The organism is Enterocloster sp. 210928-DFI.2.20 (assembly GCF_020554465.1).
Classification (GTDB): Bacteria; Bacillota; Clostridia; order Lachnospirales; family Lachnospiraceae; genus Enterocloster; species Enterocloster bolteae.
On sequence record NZ_JAJCHK010000050.1, the window covers coordinates 1 to 16377 of the forward strand.

Consider the following 16377-nt stretch of genomic DNA (forward strand, 5'->3'; position numbering starts at 1 on the left):
GCTGCGGCGGTCTTGGCGGAGGCGGCGTTGGCCTCGGTGGCTGCGGCGGTCTCGGCGGAGGCGGCGTTGGCCTCGGCGGCTGCGGCGGTCTCGGCGGAGGCGGCGTTGGCCTCGGCGGCTGCGGCGGTCTTGGCGGAGGCGGCGTTGGCCTCGGTGGCTGCGGCGGTCTCGGGGGCGGAGGCGTTGGCCTCGGCGGCTGCGGCGGTCTTGGCGGAGGCGGCGTTGGCCTCGGCGGCTGCGGCGGTCTCACTGGTCCGGGTCCTCCCACTGGTGGTCTGTCCTGATTAGGTCCTGACGGCGGTCTCACTGGCCCTGGCCCCATGGGAGGGCGTTCCGGGCCTGGCCCCATAGGCGGACGTTCCGGACCTGGACCCATAGGCGGCCTGCCTGGATTATTTCCCATGGGTGGTCTTCCTGGGCCCGGACCCATATTAGGTCGTCCACCCATTCTTCCATTTCCCGAAAATCCAGGTTCTCTCCCTCTCATTTCCTGAGTCTCCATTATAATTCCGGACGGGTTCACCACTGATTCCCTATAACCCAGGAACTCATTCTGGCTATTGGAAACAGACTGTTCCTCCAGTGATTCTTCTGTGGTTAAAACCTCAGCATTACCTATGTTTTCAGCCGGAACATTTTCTATGTTCTGCTCCTGCTCCATCACCGGGTCATCATCCTCTGTAAAGAAATCTACATCCAGACGTTTCATATCCTTTTTGAGTTCTGCCATTTCCATCACAGCTTTATCATGCTCTGATATGTTCCACATGCCTCTGACCTTTTCCGCGCCTTCGGATGCAATCACCGTGTCGCAAATTGTATCACAAAGCCGGTTAATCATTATATGGTCAGGATACTCATCATACATGGGGCTGTTTTTATAATCCAATCTGTCGCAAGCTTCTGCCACATACCCCTGTAGAATTCTTATTCCTGACGGATACATGCTTTTCAGGTATTCAATGTCCTGCATCTACTCTCCCTTTTCCAATTTTCTCTTACCAATATCATATGCAGGCCAAATCCATTATGCGCCAACTTTCCGCCTTTTTCCCAAAATAAATAAAAGACCAGATAATTTCCAGTCTTTTACAATTGTTACTGATTTAATTTTTCTTAATATAACCAAGAGCCTGTTCCAATGCCTCCTGTTCCTCATTCCCCAGAACAATATCAGTCTGCCCCATATCCACCACCTTAATATACAGATAACAACCTTCTCTGCTGTGGACACAGTTTAATACGAATCCACTGTTTGTATAATCTAACATGGCAAAGGCAAAACTTAAGTTTCCTCCCATTCCTTTAAAGGCATTATACTTGACAAGCCCATATTTTTGGAATGAGGCTCTCTGATTCCGGTTCAATGTTCGGATGGAATCCTTATTTGACCTGTCTTCGGCCCTTAAATCCCTGATTTCTTCAATCTGGTCCAGAATGACATCTTCCAGAGTTTCTGCATCTTTTCCTCTCATAAAATAGTCATATTGGCGATCCAGCCTTCTCACTTTTGTCATTGTTGTAATCGTCAATATCAGCAACAGAACCACTAATATCAATAATCCCGCTATTATGTATGCAGGATCAAAGGGAATTTGATTTAAGATGCTGTTCTCCATATAATATCCATCTCTCCTTTGTACCTAGCGAATTGATTCTATCATTTCTACAATCCGCTCTAATTCTGCTTCTGAATAATATTCAATTTCAATGCGTCCTTTATTTTTATCCTTGTTGTGGATACTGACCTTTGTACCCATGACGCTTTTCATACGTTCTTCCAAGCTCTGATATATCAAAGCCAGGGCTTCATCCTTATTTTTATCCTTCTTCTCTTCCCCGTTCTCCGCTTCTTTTGCAAGGCGCTTTACAAGGCGCTCTGTTTCTCTGACACTGAGCGATTCGTCCAATATCATCTTTGCTGCCTTCAGCTGAAGTCCTTTATCCTCTAAAGACAATAAAGCTCTTGCATGACCGCTGGAAATAAGATTCTGAATCAGCATTTCCTGTATCTGTCCGTCCAATTTTAAAAGACGCATGGAATTGGTAATGGTAGCCCTGTTCTTTGATACTCTGGCTGCTATTTCCTCCTGAGTTAACTTGAATTCTGTTACCAGACGCTGATAAGCCAATGCCTCTTCAATGGGATTCAGGTCAGATCTCTGCACATTTTCAATCAGTGCTATCTCCATGCTTTCCTGCTTATTGTACTCCCGTAACACAACAGGTATTTCCTTTAATCCGGCTATTTTGGCAGCACGCCACCTGCGTTCCCCGGCGATAATCTCATAAAATGTCCCCTTTTTCTGAACTAAAAGGGGCTGCAAAATACCATATCGTTTGATGGAATCAGCCAGCTCAGCCAGCTGTTCTTCATTGAAATCTTTTCTGGGCTGTTCTCTATTAGGTTCAATCAAAGCCATCTTTACCATCAATTCACCGCTTTTGCCATCCCCGTTATCAGTCACAGCCGCTTTTGCTTTTGCAATCTCTTCTTCACTTTCCTTTATAACATCTTCTCCAAAGATGGCTCCCAATCCTTTACCCAATCCTTTTTTAGCCATTACAACTCTTCTCCTCTGCTCATTACTTCTGCCGCAAGCATCCTGTAGCTCTCAGCCCCCGTTGATCTGGAATCGTAAAGATTAATAGACATACCGTGGCTGGGTGCCTCAGCCAGACGTACATTTCTCGGTATAATGGTTTTATAAATTGTTCTGTTCAAACTGCTCTTAACACTTTCTACTACTTCCAGTGACAGATTTGTCCTTGCATCATACATGGTAAAGACCACGCCTTCCAATTCCAACTCCGGATTCAACTTTCTTTTAACCAGGTCCACTGTTTTTAATACCTGATTAAGTCCCTCCAAGGCATAGTACTCACACTGTATAGGAACCAGTACAGTATCTGCTGCCGTCAGTGCGTTAATGGTCAATATATTTAGAGATGGGGGACAATCAATGATGATGAAATCATATGTATCACGAACTTGATTTAGACAGCTGCTCAGAAGTTTTTCCTTATCCTCGACTTCCTGAAATTCAATCTCCGCTCCTGCCAGGTTCATATCAGATGGAAGCACATCCAGATTTGGCTGTATTTCCTTAATAATACATTCATTTACAGATGCCTCTTCAATCATCATATCATAAACTGTTTTATCAAAATCTTCCTGTTCCAGCCCCAAACCGCTGCTGGCATTTCCCTGGGGATCAAAATCCACCAGCATAACATGTTGTCCTGCTTCAGCCAAACAGGCGGAAAGATTAATGGCCGTAGTAGTCTTACCTACCCCGCCCTTCTGGTTGGCTATTGTTATGATTCGTCCCATATGTATAAATTCCTTTCTCGAAAAAACAAACCTTTCTTCGATTACTTTTACGATTATAACACAAGTCCTATTCTTTTCCTACGGAAAATTAGGAGAAAAGGAGAATTTTCATGTTTTATACAAAAAAATGTTTCACGTGAAACATTTTTAAGGCAGAAAATTGGGCATCCTAATCCTGCAGTGTCTTAATAATAATTTAATCCTCTAACCGTTGTAATAGCCCCCAGCTTGTATTATAATGGAGAAGAATCAAAAAACCGGTTATATAATATGTAATTTCAGGAGACTATTGAATGAAAACCAGGAATAAATTACTGACCTTACTTATACTGTCATCCGGAGCTGCTGCTGCTACTGCTCTGATTAACAAAGCGATAAAACTTTCGGCAACGTCCCGAAATGTATTGGAAGAACCAGAGGCATTGTGTTATAAGTGGCGTTTAGGAAATATACATTATACTAAGACCGGAACAGGTAAACCGATTCTGTTGGTACACGACCTTGCTCCTGCTTCCAGTGGGTATGAATGGAAGAATCTGGTAGGTAAACTTGCGGAAACTTATACTGTTTATACCATTGACTTGCTTGGTTTTGGTCGATCAGAAAAACCCAATCTTACCTATACCAATTATCTGTATGTGCAGCTTCTCTCTGATTTCATAAAATCAGAGATAGGACACAGGACGGATATAATTGCCAGTGGTTCCTCTGCTGCATTGGGTATCATGGCTTGCAGCAACAGTCCTGAATTATTCAATCAGCTGTTATTTATAAATCCAGAGAGCCTCCTCTCCTGCAGTCAGGTGCCCGGTAAGAATGCAAAGCTTTATAAAATAATTTTGGATTTACCGATTGCCGGAACTTTAATATATAATATAGCCTGCAGTAAACAGTTCATAACAAAGGAATTTTTAACTAATTACTATTATAATCCTTACTCAGTAAAGACCCGGGTAATTGATGCATATCACGAATCAGCCCATTTAGGAGAATCTCCCAAGTCCGTCTATGCCAGCTTAAAATGTAATTATGTTAAATGCAATATTGCAGCTGCTTTAAAGAAAATTGATAACAGTATATATCTGTTAGGCGGAGGTGCCATAGATGACATAGGCGAATGTATGGAAGAATATAAAGAATACAACCCTGCTGTTGAATATGCTGTTGTCCCCAACACAAAGTTACTTCCTCATTTAGAAAAACCTGCAGAAGTATTTGATATGATTCAAACCTATTTATCTTAAAATATAAAATGTTTCACGTGAAACATACGGTTCGGACATCTACTCCGAACCGTTTTTACTACCACCTCTGTACAATAAAATAAATTATTTAACTGTATATATAAGAAAGGAAAATACAATATGCTGCGAATTGGTTGTCATCTATCTTCATCAAAGGGATATCGAGCTATGGCAAAAGATGCAAAAAAGATAAATGCAAATACATTTCAGTTCTTTACCCGTAATCCACGCGGAGGAAATGCAAAAGCCATAGATGAAAACGATGTAAAAGTTTTTTTAACGGAAGCCCAGTCTTTGGACATTACTCCAATATTAGCCCATGCACCTTACACACTAAACGCCTGCTCGGCTGATCCTAAATTAAGAGACTTTGCCAAACGAACCATGGCGGATGATTTAGTTAGGATGGAGTATACACCTGGAAATATGTATAATTTTCATCCGGGAAGCCATGTAAAACAAGGAACTGAAATTGGCATACAATTTATTGCAGAAATGCTCAATGAAATTCTTTCTCCGGCACAGACCACTACTGTTTTGCTGGAAACAATGGCGGGAAAAGGCAGTGAAGTAGGTGGGGCTTTTGAAGAATTGCGGCAGATTCTTGATTTAGTTGAATTAGAAAGTCATATGGGTGTTTGTCTTGATACCTGTCATATATGGGACGGGGGATATGATATAGTCAATCACTTAGACGATATATTGACAGAGTTTGATAATAAAATCGGGTTAAAACGTTTAAAGGCCATACACTTAAACGACAGCCAGAACCCAATAGGCGCTCATAAAGACAGACATGCAAAATTAGGTGAAGGATATATAGGATTAGACATATTTAAACGAATTGTCACACATCCTGAATTGAGACATCTTCCATTCTTTTTAGAGACTCCTAATGATTTGGATGGATATGCACATGAAATACAAATGATGCGTGAGGCGGCAGATTAACTCTAGTTAATCAGATATTTTGAGTGCGAGACTTCTTCATGTACAAATATAAATGAAGTAATAAGAAGGCATACGATGTATTTTGCCTTCTTATTTTTATATTCAATTATATTTAAAAGTTTTATATGTATATTAAATATCAATAGATGTTTATTACCTATTAAAAGTGAGATGACACATTTATATTAATTACGGTATCATGCTGACTAATGTATTGTATTAACTAATACATTTTATCGCATAATATATAGCATTATCTAACCTATTATGTGGGATAATGCATTATGTTTAATAACCTATTATAGGCCCAACGCATTATACTAAATAACTCATTACATGCCCAATGCATTATATTGAATAACTCATTACATGGCCAACGCATTATATTGAATAACTCATTGTAATGTCGAACCAACCATATAGATTAATGCATTATGTTAATTATACAATTATACTAACTAACCTATTATTCTGACTAATCCAAGATACTGAATAACTCACTACTCTGACTAACCCATGATACTGAATAACTCACTACTCTGACTAATCCATGATACTGAATAACTTATTATTCTGACTAAAACACCTTATATTATTTAACGCAATAAGTTCCTTCTCACATTTTGTCACCTAATAAATTATATAAATTAATGCATCATATAACTTAGTAAATTCTATTACTTCATATACGCTCTTCCATCTTTTCAATTTTTCATCCCCTATATAATAACAAAAAAATATCTATGAGTTTTTATTACACTTAAAATTAAAAACAATTAAATCTATACAAGCTTATAACAATAATAAATTCAGTCAAGAAAAAGGGAATGTTTCACGTGAAACATTCCCACATCCACTTCTATCCCAAAGGCTCCTTAGTTGGCATTCCTGCCTTCCTTGGATACTTTTTAGAAATCCCTTTCACCTTTTTTATTACCACCAAAGATCTGGAAGCATCTGTACCGGGCAGCATAAATTTATCTACAAATTCTAGTTCTCCTCCCAATATTCCAACCGCCCTGCCGGCAGACTTCAGCTCATCTTCTATCTCGCCGGATTTATAAGGAACAAAGAAACCGCCAATCTTCACAAAGGGCATACAATACTCAGACAGAGAAGCCAAATTTGCCACAGCCCTGGACACGCACAAATCATACATTTCCCTGTGCTCTTTCTGCCTTCCTATATCCTCAGCTCTCCCATGAATAAATTCCACGTTTTTTAATTCCAAGGCATCACAGACTTCCTCCAGAAATTTAACTCTCTTATTCAAGGAATCCAGCAAGGTAAGTTTTATTCCCGGAAAAGCTATTTTAAGGGGTATACCTGGAAATCCTGCGCCTGTTCCTACATCAATAACCGACTTTCCCTCCAACAGTTCTTCCTCATACACTCTGCTGCCGTCACACCCATCACCGGAATCCATCACCCGTTTCAACACCCTAAGCAATGACAGGCTGTCACTAAAATGTTTGGATACTACGTCTGTCTCATCTGTTATGGCTGTCAGGTTCATAACCTTATTCTTTTCCACCAGCATTTCATAATAAGTAAAAAACTGCTCCAATTGCTTCTCACTTAATTTTATCCCCAGAAGGCCAAGCTCCCGGTCCATCTGCTGTCTAAATGTATCTGTCATATCAGACCCTCTCACTGTTTTCTTGTAAAATGCACCAGCAGAACAGATATGTCCGCCGGTGATACACCTGATATACGGGATGCCTGTCCAATGGTTGCCGGCTGTACTTTGTTCAGCTTCTGAACTGCCTCCCTTCGAAGGCTGTTTACCTCTGAATAGTCAAAGTCCTCGGGCAGCTTCTTATCCTCCAGCTTCTTAAACTGTGCCACCTGCTGCATCTGACGCTTTATATATCCTTCATACTTAATCTCAATATTAACCTGTTCTCTGACATCATCAGGAAGTTCAGGCCTGCCTTCATCCAGTTCCGCCAGTTTATCATAATTCAATTCCGGCCTCTTGACCAGCTCTGCCAGCGTTATTCCGGACTTCAATAAGGTGCTTCCATATTTTTCCAAAAATATTTGTACCCGATCACTCACACCTATAACAGTCTTTTCCAGCCGTTTGATCTCTGACTGTATATCATCCATCTTCTTTAAAAGATGTTTATATTCTTCATCACTTACCAGGCCGATTTCATGACCGATTTTTCTGAGTCTTATATCTGCATTGTCCTGGCGCAGCAAAAGCCTGTACTCTGCCCTGGAAGTCATCATCCGGTAAGGTTCATGGTTTTCCTTTGTTACCAGATCATCAATCAGAACCCCTATATATGCCTGTGAACGGTCCAGAACCACAGCCTCCTGTCCACGTATCTTCATTACTGCATTCACACCAGCCATGAACCCCTGGACGGCCGCCTCCTCATACCCTGAGCTTCCGTTAAACTGCCCGCCTGCAAACAGACCGGAAATCTTCTTAAACTCCAGAGTCGGCTTAAGCTGAAGAGCGTTAATACAGTCATATTCAATGGCATAGGCATTTCTCACTATCTTTACCTTTTCAAGTCCCGGAACCGTACGGTACATTGCATACTGTACATCCTCCGGCAGTGAACTGCTCATGCCTCCCAGATACATCTCATTGGTGTAAAGGCCCTCCGGCTCCACAAATACCTGATGACGGTTCTTATCCGGGAATTTAACCACCTTATCCTCAATGGAAGGACAATACCTTGGTCCGGTTCCCTCAATGGCCCCTGAAAACAGAGGTGAACGGTCCAGATTATCCTTGATGATACGATGGGTATTTTCATTGGTATACGTCAGCCAGCAGGAAACCTGGTCTTTCTGGATTTCATCCGGATTTGTTGAAAATGAAAACGGCACAACCCTGGGATCCCCAAACTGCTCTTCCATTTTAGAAAAATCAATGCTTTTTTTATCCACCCTGGCCGGCGTCCCTGTCTTGAACCGGAACATCTCAATTCCATGTTCCCTCAAAGAATCCGTAAGATGGTTGGCTGCCTGAAGGCCGTTAGGCCCTGTAGGATTGCTCACATCCCCATAGATACACCTGGCTTTCAGATACGTTCCCGTACACAGTATCACGGCCTTTGCGTAATACACTGCGCCGGAAAATGTCTTTACTCCCCTGATTTTACCATCCTCCGCCATAATTTCAGACACTTCCGCCTGACGTATGGTAAGATGATCTGTGTTTTCCAGGGTCCGTCTCATATGCCTGCTGTAATCCTGCTTGTCAGCCTGAGCCCGCAGGGAATGAACAGCCGGTCCCTTGGATTCATTAAGCATCTTGGACTGTATGAAGGTCTTGTCTATATTCTTCCCCATCTCTCCGCCCAGCGCATCTAACTCCCTGACCAGATGCCCCTTGGAGCTTCCTCCTATGTTAGGGTTACAGGGCATCAGCGCTATGCTGTCCACGCTGACAGTAAACATAATCGTTTCCATACCCAGCCTTGCACTGGCCAGAGCGGCCTCACATCCTGCATGACCGGCACCGACAATCACCACATCGTATGTTTCTTCTAAATAAGGTATCATTCCGCGTTCCTCTTCCATATTAAATTTCCCTATTTACCCATACAGAATTTTGCAAATATCTCATTGACAACATCATCATCCACTGCCTCCCCGATAATGAAACCCAGCTGTTCATATGCATTCATCAGGTCAATGGAATAAAAATCCTCTGGCATGCTGTCCTCAACACTTCCCTTTACCATCAGCAGACTCTCCAGACACTGCTCCAGGGCTTCCTTATGACGCGCATTTGTAATATAAACCTGGTCATTAAAAGACAGGTCGCCGTGATAAAAGAGCTTCTTGATTTCCTGCTCCAGCAGCTCGATTCCCTGTTCTTCTTTAGCAGAAACAGGGATCACCTTATGTCCGCAAATCTGTTCCAGCTCGGCCGTACCCACTTCCAAATCCAAATCCGATTTATTCAGCAATACAATGGTTTTTCTGTCCCGGATAAATTCTATTATTTCCCTGTCGCTTTCATCCAAGGGCCTGGAACCATCCACCACATAGATAATTAAATCAGCGTCCCTGGCTGCTTTCATCGCCCGGTCCACACCGATTTTCTCCACCACATCCTCTGTATCCCTGATTCCCGCCGTATCCACCACATTAAGACTGATTCCCTGCAAATAAATATGCTCTTCCAGGGTATCCCTGGTAGTTCCCGCAATTTCAGTAACAATGGCCCTCTCCTCTCCCAAAAGCACATTCATCAGAGAGGATTTACCTGCATTGGGCTTACCCAGTATAACTGTCTTTACCCCTTCGGACATAACCCTTCCGTCATCCGCAGACAGGAGCAGCTTCCTCACCTCACCAATCATAGGCACCAGATCATCCATCAGCCGGCTCCCATATCCATCCAGTGATATATGTTCCGGATCATCCAGAGCTGATTCGATAAAAGCAATCTGATACAGTATCCGGCTGCGCAGTTCCTTAATTTTAGCGGACACAGAACCGCTCAGCTGGCTCACAGAGCTTTTTAACGCATATTCATTGGTGGCGTGAATCACATCTGCCACCGCCTCGGCCTGTGACAAATCCAGCCTTCCATTTAAGAAAGCCCTCTTTGTAAACTCTCCCGGTTCCGCTGTTCTGGCCCCTGCGTGAAGAACAGTCTCCAGAATCCGCCTGACCATAAGCACTCCCCCGTGGCAGTCAATCTCCACCGTATCCTCAGCCGTATAGCTGTGGGGCCCCTTCATGATAATGACCAGGGCCTCGTCCACCTTCTCATCACCGTCATATATATACCCATAATGGACTGTGTGGGACTGGGAAAGGCTCAGTCTGACCCTCTCCCCCTTTCTGTTCCGGAATATGGAATCAATCACGGAGAATGCCTGCTCTCCGCTGATTCTCACGATTCCGATTCCTGAATTGCTCATACCTGTAGCTATAGCCGCTATCGTATCTGTCTTCATAGGCTCTCCTCACAATAGAGCAAAAAGGCCGTCGCTTCAGCAACAGCCTCTTAACCTGTTTCATTACTGCCTGCATCCGATCAACCACGGATGGGCTTATTCTTCTTCACCGGCAGCAGTCTCTGCTGATGCATCTGAACCTGTCTGAGATGCACTGTTTCCATTGGTGCGGCGGTTATTTCTATATCCGCCGGAACGGTCGGAACGCTCAAAACGTCCCCCTTTATTTCTGTCATAGCGTCCTTTACGGTCGCCGGACGCTGCCTCCTTCTTAAGGGCAATCACCACATGGCGGAAGGGCTCTTCCCCTTCGCTTCTGGTGGTAACATACTTATCATTCTGAAGAGCCGCATGAATGATTCTTCTCTCATAAGGATTCATAGGTTCAAGGGATACCGGTCTCTTGGTTCTCTTAACCTTATAGGCAATGTTCTTAGCCAGGGTCTCCAGGGTTTCCTTCCTTCTCTCACGGTAATTCTCAGTATCCAGCTTCACCCTGAGATATCCTTCTGTTCCCTTGTTCACAATCAGGCTCACCAGATACTGGAGAGAATCCAGGGTCTGCCCCCTCTTGCCAATGAGGATTCCCATATCCTCGCCTTCCAGGTTTAAGGACAGCTCCTGCTCCTCCTGGTTATATGCAGCCGTAATATTCACCTGCATATTCATTGCCCCAAAAATCTGAGACAGGAAATCCATGGCCTTATCCTCAATGGACTCTTTTTTCTTAGCACGAATAATGGCAGGTTTTGCGCCGATACCAAGGAATCCTGTACTTCCTTTATCAACTACTTCATATTCCAGTTTGTCGCTGGTGGTTTCAAGTTCGATTAACGCCTTTGTAACTGCTTCGTCCACTGTCTTGGCAGTAACTGTAATCATATCCATACAAAACCCTCCTACTTTTTACCCTTCTCATGCTTCTCATTATACTTGGAAACCATGTTAGCCTTAGCCGCCAGACTTCCAGGCTTGGCATTATCATTATAGTACTTGGTAGACTCCTCAACAATAGACTTGGTCTTAGCGATCTTAGCCATCTGGGCCTGCTCTGCCTTTTCTTCCTTTGCCTCAATCTTCTTGAGCATCTCGTCTACATTGCCCACTTTTGTAGGAGGAAGGCCTTTCTTTGCGCGCTTCTTGTTCGTCTTTTCAATGTTCTTCTGAACCAGGTCGTCAATGTCAACCTTATTAAGATAAGAATTGATTCCCACCTGCTGGATAATGGTAAATACACTCTGTGCAACCCAGTAAAGTCCGATACCGGATGCAAATGAGAAACAGAAGAATACGGACATTAAAGGCATGGTCACATTCATGCTCTTCATCATGTTTGCGCCCGGAGCATCTTCAGACTGCTGGGGCTGGTTGGCTGTCATCAGCTTGGTGCTGTACCACTGGCTTAAACCTGCTAACAGCGGAATGCACAGTGCTGCAAAGGCAGTCATCAGAGTGGTGTTGTCAACCTTATTAAAATAGTTCATGATAACCTGCAGGGGTGTGTATGCAATATTCAGACCAAAGAAGTTCTGCATATTCTCAATGGCATCCACCACTCTCACGCCGGTTTCCGTAACTGCCTGTCCCACGGAAGAAAAGGCATTGACCAGTGAATCCCACTGCTGTCCTGTCAGCTTATATAATAAATCAATGACTGTGTTTACATTGGTATAGTCAAATCTCTCACCCACCATCTTGTGGGCCTGTGCCAGGTCTGTAAATGCCTGGGATGCTTCATATCCGCTGGGAAGCTTGCTTACCACTGCTTCATAATATACCCTTACGGACTGTACATATGCAGGAATATTGTATATGACGCGGTACAACGCGAAAATAATAGGCATCTGGATCAGAAGAGGAAGACATCCGCCTGTCATGGATGTGCCGTACTTCTCATAAACCGCCTTGATTTCAGTCTGCATCATCATGGCGTACTTCTGGTCGCTTTCCTTGCCCTTGTACTTCTTCTGAATGGCTGTAATTTCGGGCTGCATGACTGCCATGAGTTTTGATGATTTCTGCTGCTTAATGGTAAGAGGTATCATCAGCACCTTGGTTACCAGGGTAAATAAAATGATACATAAACCGATATTTAATATTCCGAAGGTACTGGTAAAACGGAACAATAAGTCCATGATCCACCCCAGGATATCAGCTATCGGCCCCAGAATACCTCCTGTTTTTGTCAATAATACTGCGCCAGCTATACTGTTCAATACACTACCTCCTTCGATCTACGGAACTGGATCATAACCGCCTTCTGCAAATGGGTGACACCGGAGTATCCTCTTGCAGGCCAACCATGTACCCTTTAACGCACCATACTTTTTTAATGCTTCAATGGCGTATTGAGAGCATGTAGGTGTGTAAATACAGTGAGTTCTTACTTTAAGGGGCGACAGAAACTTCTGGTATCCCCTTACCAACAAAATCAGACATCTTGCCATAATCACTTCACTTCGATTCTTTTAAAATGTGATGCAGTCCGCACAGGTGCAGGTAAGCACCCTCCAAATGTTTGTAATCCGATTGTCTGGCAGCGCCTCTGGCTACCAGGATGATGTTTAACCCAGTCTTTATTCTATTATTGTTTAAACGGAAAATCTCTCTTAAAAGCCTTGTTATATGATGGCGGACAACACTGTTGCCCACTTTTTTGCTCACAGATATGCCAATGCGGTTTTCATCTTCCCCGGTTTTCATCACATACATCACCAGCAGTCTGTTCGCATAGGAAGTTCCATTCCTGTATATCACCTGGAACTCACTGTTCTTCTTAACGGAAGGAAATCGTTTCATCCGAAACTCCTTACAATCAGGTTGTCAAAACACTCCCCTTTTTCCGGGAAGGTAAGAAAAGAAAAGGCCACATGATGCTGTGGCCCGTAGTTCTTTTGCTTTAAGCTTGAAACAATTAAGCAGATAATTTTGCTCTACCTTTAGCTCTTCTGGCAGCAATAACTTTTCTACCGCCTGCAGTCTTCATTCTTGCTCTAAAGCCATGAACTTTCGCTCTCTGTCTCTTCTTGGGCTGAAATGTCATCTTCATATCCGGGCACCTCCTATCAAAATTATGTGGCAATGTGAAAACACACATTTAGACTAGTATAATTAAACATCTTCTCAATTATATAGAAGAAATCCGCCTTCGTCAAGCGGATTTTCTCAAAAAATCAACAAAAAACCGGCAAAAAAGGACAGTCCCAAAGACTGTCCCAACAAAATGTGTGCATTGCAAAACTACATTACTATATTTAGTATAAATCCGTTTTCCTTCCTATACGCTGCTATCCTCTGATGTCAGGCGTCAGCTTCAGCAGGATTCCGGCTACAGCCGTCACAATAATTCCGGCCACCAGGGCTTCCGGCACTCCCTGCATACCGATAATTCCCAATATTACTCCATATACCCATTTGGCTGTCCAGCTGGCAGCGGACGCATACTGATCCCCAAACAAAAAATAAATCAGGTTCATAACCAGAAGGGTGTTGGTCAGGGATCCGGCCACGCCTGCCGCAAACAATGCGGTCCCCTGCTTATTCCTCCTGTTCTTAAGCGTTCTCATAAACAGACGGTATACATAATAGGCCACAACCCCAATCAGTATTCTTGGAACCAGGCAGATAACCAGGCTTCCCAGATTTCCGTGAAACTGTCCCATGGTAACAAAGGGTGAAAACACAAAGGACGTGGGATTTGGCATGAAGGTGTTCTTCCACAAACTGGTCAGACCGAATGTCAACCCCAGGAATGCCCCGTATTTCGGTCCCAGAATAATGGCTCCGATAATCACAGGGATATGAACGGTGGTCGCATTCATGAATCCAAGCGGAATATACCCTAAGAATGGCACAAATGCCATGATTACGATAATGGCTGCAATGACTGCTGCCAATACCAGGTCACGGGTTTTGGATAAAGTATTCATTTTTTCCTCCTGCTACTGTTCTTATGATAAAGATACAATGCAATGCTACAACGTAATTATAAGTAAAAATCACATCAGCGTCAATGTTTCAGGCTTATGTTTCCCTTTCTATGCAAGACTATTTTCACATGAGATCCCAGATTAACATAACATTATCCACAAAATGTGGATAAGTTGTGGATAAGTATGGGATAATGCCTGCTTTTTCCCCAGCCCGATCTAAAAAATCCAGAATTTATGAATATTTCCACCATGTGTAAAACTCCAGTTAACTTTTTCACGATTTTTGTGGACAAAAGATCTTTCCACACTGTTTACACAGGGCATCCACCCCCAATTCACAAAGTTATCCACAATATTTTACACTTGTCATTGAAAAAATTTTTACTTTAGTATACAATAGATTTAGATTGGGCAATTCTGCAATACAGTTTTAGGAGACAAAAAATGATCGAAAAAATCAAAGAAAACTGGGACAAAATCTTACTTACTTTAAAAGAAGAACATGAAATATCCAATATCTCCTACAGTACCTGGCTGGAACCCTTAAAGCCGCACTCTTTTAAAGACAACACAGTAACCATCATTGTTCCCGAACAGACCTTTTTACAATATGTAAATAAAAAATATGGATTTTTATTAAAGGTAACCATCTCGGAATTCCTTGAAAAGGAATGCGAGGTGGATTTCAAAGTTAAGGAGCAAATCGTGGAGGCGGAGGAACCGGCTGCGCCCCAGCTGATTAAAAACAACAAGGCCTCTGTCAGCCCCGATGTCATACAGAGTGCTAACTTAAATCCCAAGTATACCTTTGATACCTTTGTTGTAGGCGGAAATAACAACCTGGCCCATGCTGCCGCCCTTGCTGTGGCTGAATCCCCAGGTGAGATATACAATCCTCTCTTTATATATGGAGGCGTGGGACTTGGCAAAACCCATCTGATGCACGCCATCGCCCACTTCATATTAAAGAACAACGCAAAATCCAAGATACTGTACGTCACCTCGGAAACCTTTACCAACGAGCTGATTGACGCTATCCGTAATAAGAACAACATAACCACCACGGAATTCAGGGAAAAATACAGGAACAACGATGTCCTTCTCATCGACGATATCCAGTTCATCATAGGTAAGGAAAGCACACAGGAGGAATTTTTCCATACCTTTAACACATTATATGAATCAAAGAAACAGATTATCATATCCTCAGATAAACCGCCGAAAGAAATTGAGACCCTGGAGGAACGTCTCCGATCCCGCTTTGAATGGGGCCTGACCGTGGACATCCAGTCTCCTGATTATGAGACAAGAATGGCGATTCTGCGCAAAAAGGAGGAGATGGAAGGATATAATATAGATAACGAGGTAATCAAATACATCGCTACCAATATCAAATCCAATATCCGTGAGCTGGAGGGAGCCCTGACAAAAATCGTTGCGTTATCAAGGCTTAACAAGTGCGACATCACCCTGGAACTGGCCGAGGAAGCATTAAAGGACATCATTTCCCCCAATGCCCAGAGGGAAGTGACCCCTGACCTGATTATCCAGGTGGTTTCCGATCATTTCGGCCTTACCCCCCTGGATATTTCATCCCAGAAACGTAATAAGGAAATCGTATACCCAAGACAAATCGTCATGTACCTGTGCAGGGATATGACGGCCACTCCTCTCCAGACCATCGGACGCTACCTGGGAGGAAGGGACCATACCACCATCATACATGGCGCTGAGAAGATAACCGGCGACATGTCAAAGGATGACACATTGAGAAATACCATAGAGATACTGAAAAAGAAGATCAATCCACAATAGAAAGTGGAATCCATGTGGACGGGCTGTTGATAACTGATCTTTTCTGAAGGGCTTGTGAATGACTTTTAACCACCTGTGGATAAACTTTAAGTTTTCCCTCATGAAAGTGGATGGTTTCCACATCCTGTTCCACAGGTGCTTGTCCTTAATTATCAAGGACTTCA

Annotated in this window: 16 protein-coding genes; 4 read left to right on the plus strand and 12 right to left on the minus strand. The window is 43.2% G+C overall.

From position 1 onward, the window contains the following. On the plus strand, positions 1-288 hold a 288-nt coding region (locus tag LI015_RS26115; RefSeq protein ID WP_227126656.1), incomplete at its 5' end, for a hypothetical protein. 818 nt (positions 289-1106) lie between these two features. Here the strand turns inward: LI015_RS26115 and LI015_RS26125 are convergent. Genes LI015_RS26125 through LI015_RS26135 form a run of 3 tightly spaced genes read right to left on the minus strand, consistent with a single transcriptional unit; the run spans position 1107 to position 3334 of the window. Further along, the gene (locus tag LI015_RS26125) at positions 1107-1619 is read right to left on the minus strand and encodes a DUF4446 family protein (RefSeq protein ID WP_002569293.1); all 513 of its coding nucleotides are present in this window, start codon (positions 1617-1619) and stop codon (positions 1107-1109) included. A 24-nt stretch (positions 1620-1643) separates the two neighbouring features. Then, entirely contained in the window at positions 1644-2564 is a 921-nt protein-coding gene (locus tag LI015_RS26130; RefSeq protein ID WP_002569294.1) for a ParB/RepB/Spo0J family partition protein, read from the minus strand. Next, positions 2564-3334: a ParA family protein gene (locus tag LI015_RS26135; protein ID WP_002569295.1), complete on the minus strand. Its 771-nt coding sequence runs from the start codon at positions 3332-3334 to the stop codon at positions 2564-2566. Before LI015_RS26135 ends, LI015_RS26130 begins: the two co-directional genes overlap by 1 nt. Positions 3335-3627: 293 nt before the next feature. Between LI015_RS26135 and LI015_RS26140 the strand changes: the two genes are divergently transcribed. Both LI015_RS26140 and LI015_RS26145 read left to right on the plus strand, forming a co-directional pair. Then, on the plus strand, positions 3628-4578 hold the full coding sequence (locus LI015_RS26140) for an alpha/beta fold hydrolase (RefSeq protein ID WP_054355123.1): 951 nt from the start codon (positions 3628-3630) through the stop codon (positions 4576-4578). Between the two features lie 120 nt (positions 4579-4698). Beyond that, positions 4699-5529: a deoxyribonuclease IV gene (locus tag LI015_RS26145; protein WP_227126657.1), complete on the plus strand. Its 831-nt coding sequence runs from the start codon at positions 4699-4701 to the stop codon at positions 5527-5529. A gap of 859 nt (positions 5530-6388) precedes the next feature. Here LI015_RS26145 and rsmG read toward each other — a convergent pair. The 9 genes from rsmG to LI015_RS26190 all read right to left on the minus strand — a co-directional run bounded on the left by rsmG (position 6389) and on the right by LI015_RS26190 (position 14395). Next, positions 6389-7168 carry a 16S rRNA (guanine(527)-N(7))-methyltransferase RsmG gene (gene rsmG, locus LI015_RS26150; protein WP_002573079.1) on the minus strand — a complete coding sequence of 260 codons (780 nt, stop codon included), beginning with the start codon at positions 7166-7168 and terminating at the stop codon, positions 6389-6391. 11 nt (positions 7169-7179) lie between these two features. Further along, positions 7180-9057, minus strand: coding sequence for a tRNA uridine-5-carboxymethylaminomethyl(34) synthesis enzyme MnmG (mnmG, locus tag LI015_RS26155; RefSeq protein WP_227126663.1), 1878 nt, complete (start codon positions 9055-9057; stop codon positions 7180-7182). A gap of 29 nt (positions 9058-9086) precedes the next feature. Further along, positions 9087-10466, minus strand: coding sequence for a tRNA uridine-5-carboxymethylaminomethyl(34) synthesis GTPase MnmE (gene mnmE, locus LI015_RS26160; protein WP_002573081.1), 1380 nt, complete (start codon positions 10464-10466; stop codon positions 9087-9089). Between the two features lie 96 nt (positions 10467-10562). Beyond that, on the minus strand, positions 10563-11354 hold the full coding sequence (jag, locus tag LI015_RS26165; protein WP_002569301.1) for an RNA-binding cell elongation regulator Jag/EloR: 792 nt from the start codon (positions 11352-11354) through the stop codon (positions 10563-10565). A gap of 11 nt (positions 11355-11365) precedes the next feature. After that, positions 11366-12682: a YidC/Oxa1 family membrane protein insertase gene (locus LI015_RS26170; RefSeq protein WP_002569302.1), complete on the minus strand. Its 1317-nt coding sequence runs from the start codon at positions 12680-12682 to the stop codon at positions 11366-11368. Between the two features lie 18 nt (positions 12683-12700). After that, positions 12701-12913, minus strand: coding sequence for a membrane protein insertion efficiency factor YidD (gene yidD, locus LI015_RS26175; protein WP_007038278.1), 213 nt, complete (start codon positions 12911-12913; stop codon positions 12701-12703). Between the two features lie 7 nt (positions 12914-12920). Beyond that, positions 12921-13265: a ribonuclease P protein component gene (gene rnpA / locus LI015_RS26180; protein WP_002569303.1), complete on the minus strand. Its 345-nt coding sequence runs from the start codon at positions 13263-13265 to the stop codon at positions 12921-12923. A 115-nt stretch (positions 13266-13380) separates the two neighbouring features. Then, complete coding sequence (gene rpmH / locus LI015_RS26185) at positions 13381-13515, minus strand: 50S ribosomal protein L34 (protein WP_002569304.1); 135 nt, start codon at positions 13513-13515, stop codon at positions 13381-13383. Between the two features lie 238 nt (positions 13516-13753). Further along, positions 13754-14395, minus strand: coding sequence for an ECF transporter S component (locus LI015_RS26190; protein ID WP_002569305.1), 642 nt, complete (start codon positions 14393-14395; stop codon positions 13754-13756). 447 nt (positions 14396-14842) lie between these two features. On the opposite strand from LI015_RS26190, the gene dnaA reads away from it, so the two are divergent. Then, on the plus strand, positions 14843-16213 hold the full coding sequence (gene dnaA / locus LI015_RS26195; protein ID WP_227126658.1) for a chromosomal replication initiator protein DnaA: 1371 nt from the start codon (positions 14843-14845) through the stop codon (positions 16211-16213). Positions 16214-16377 lie beyond the last annotated feature (164 nt).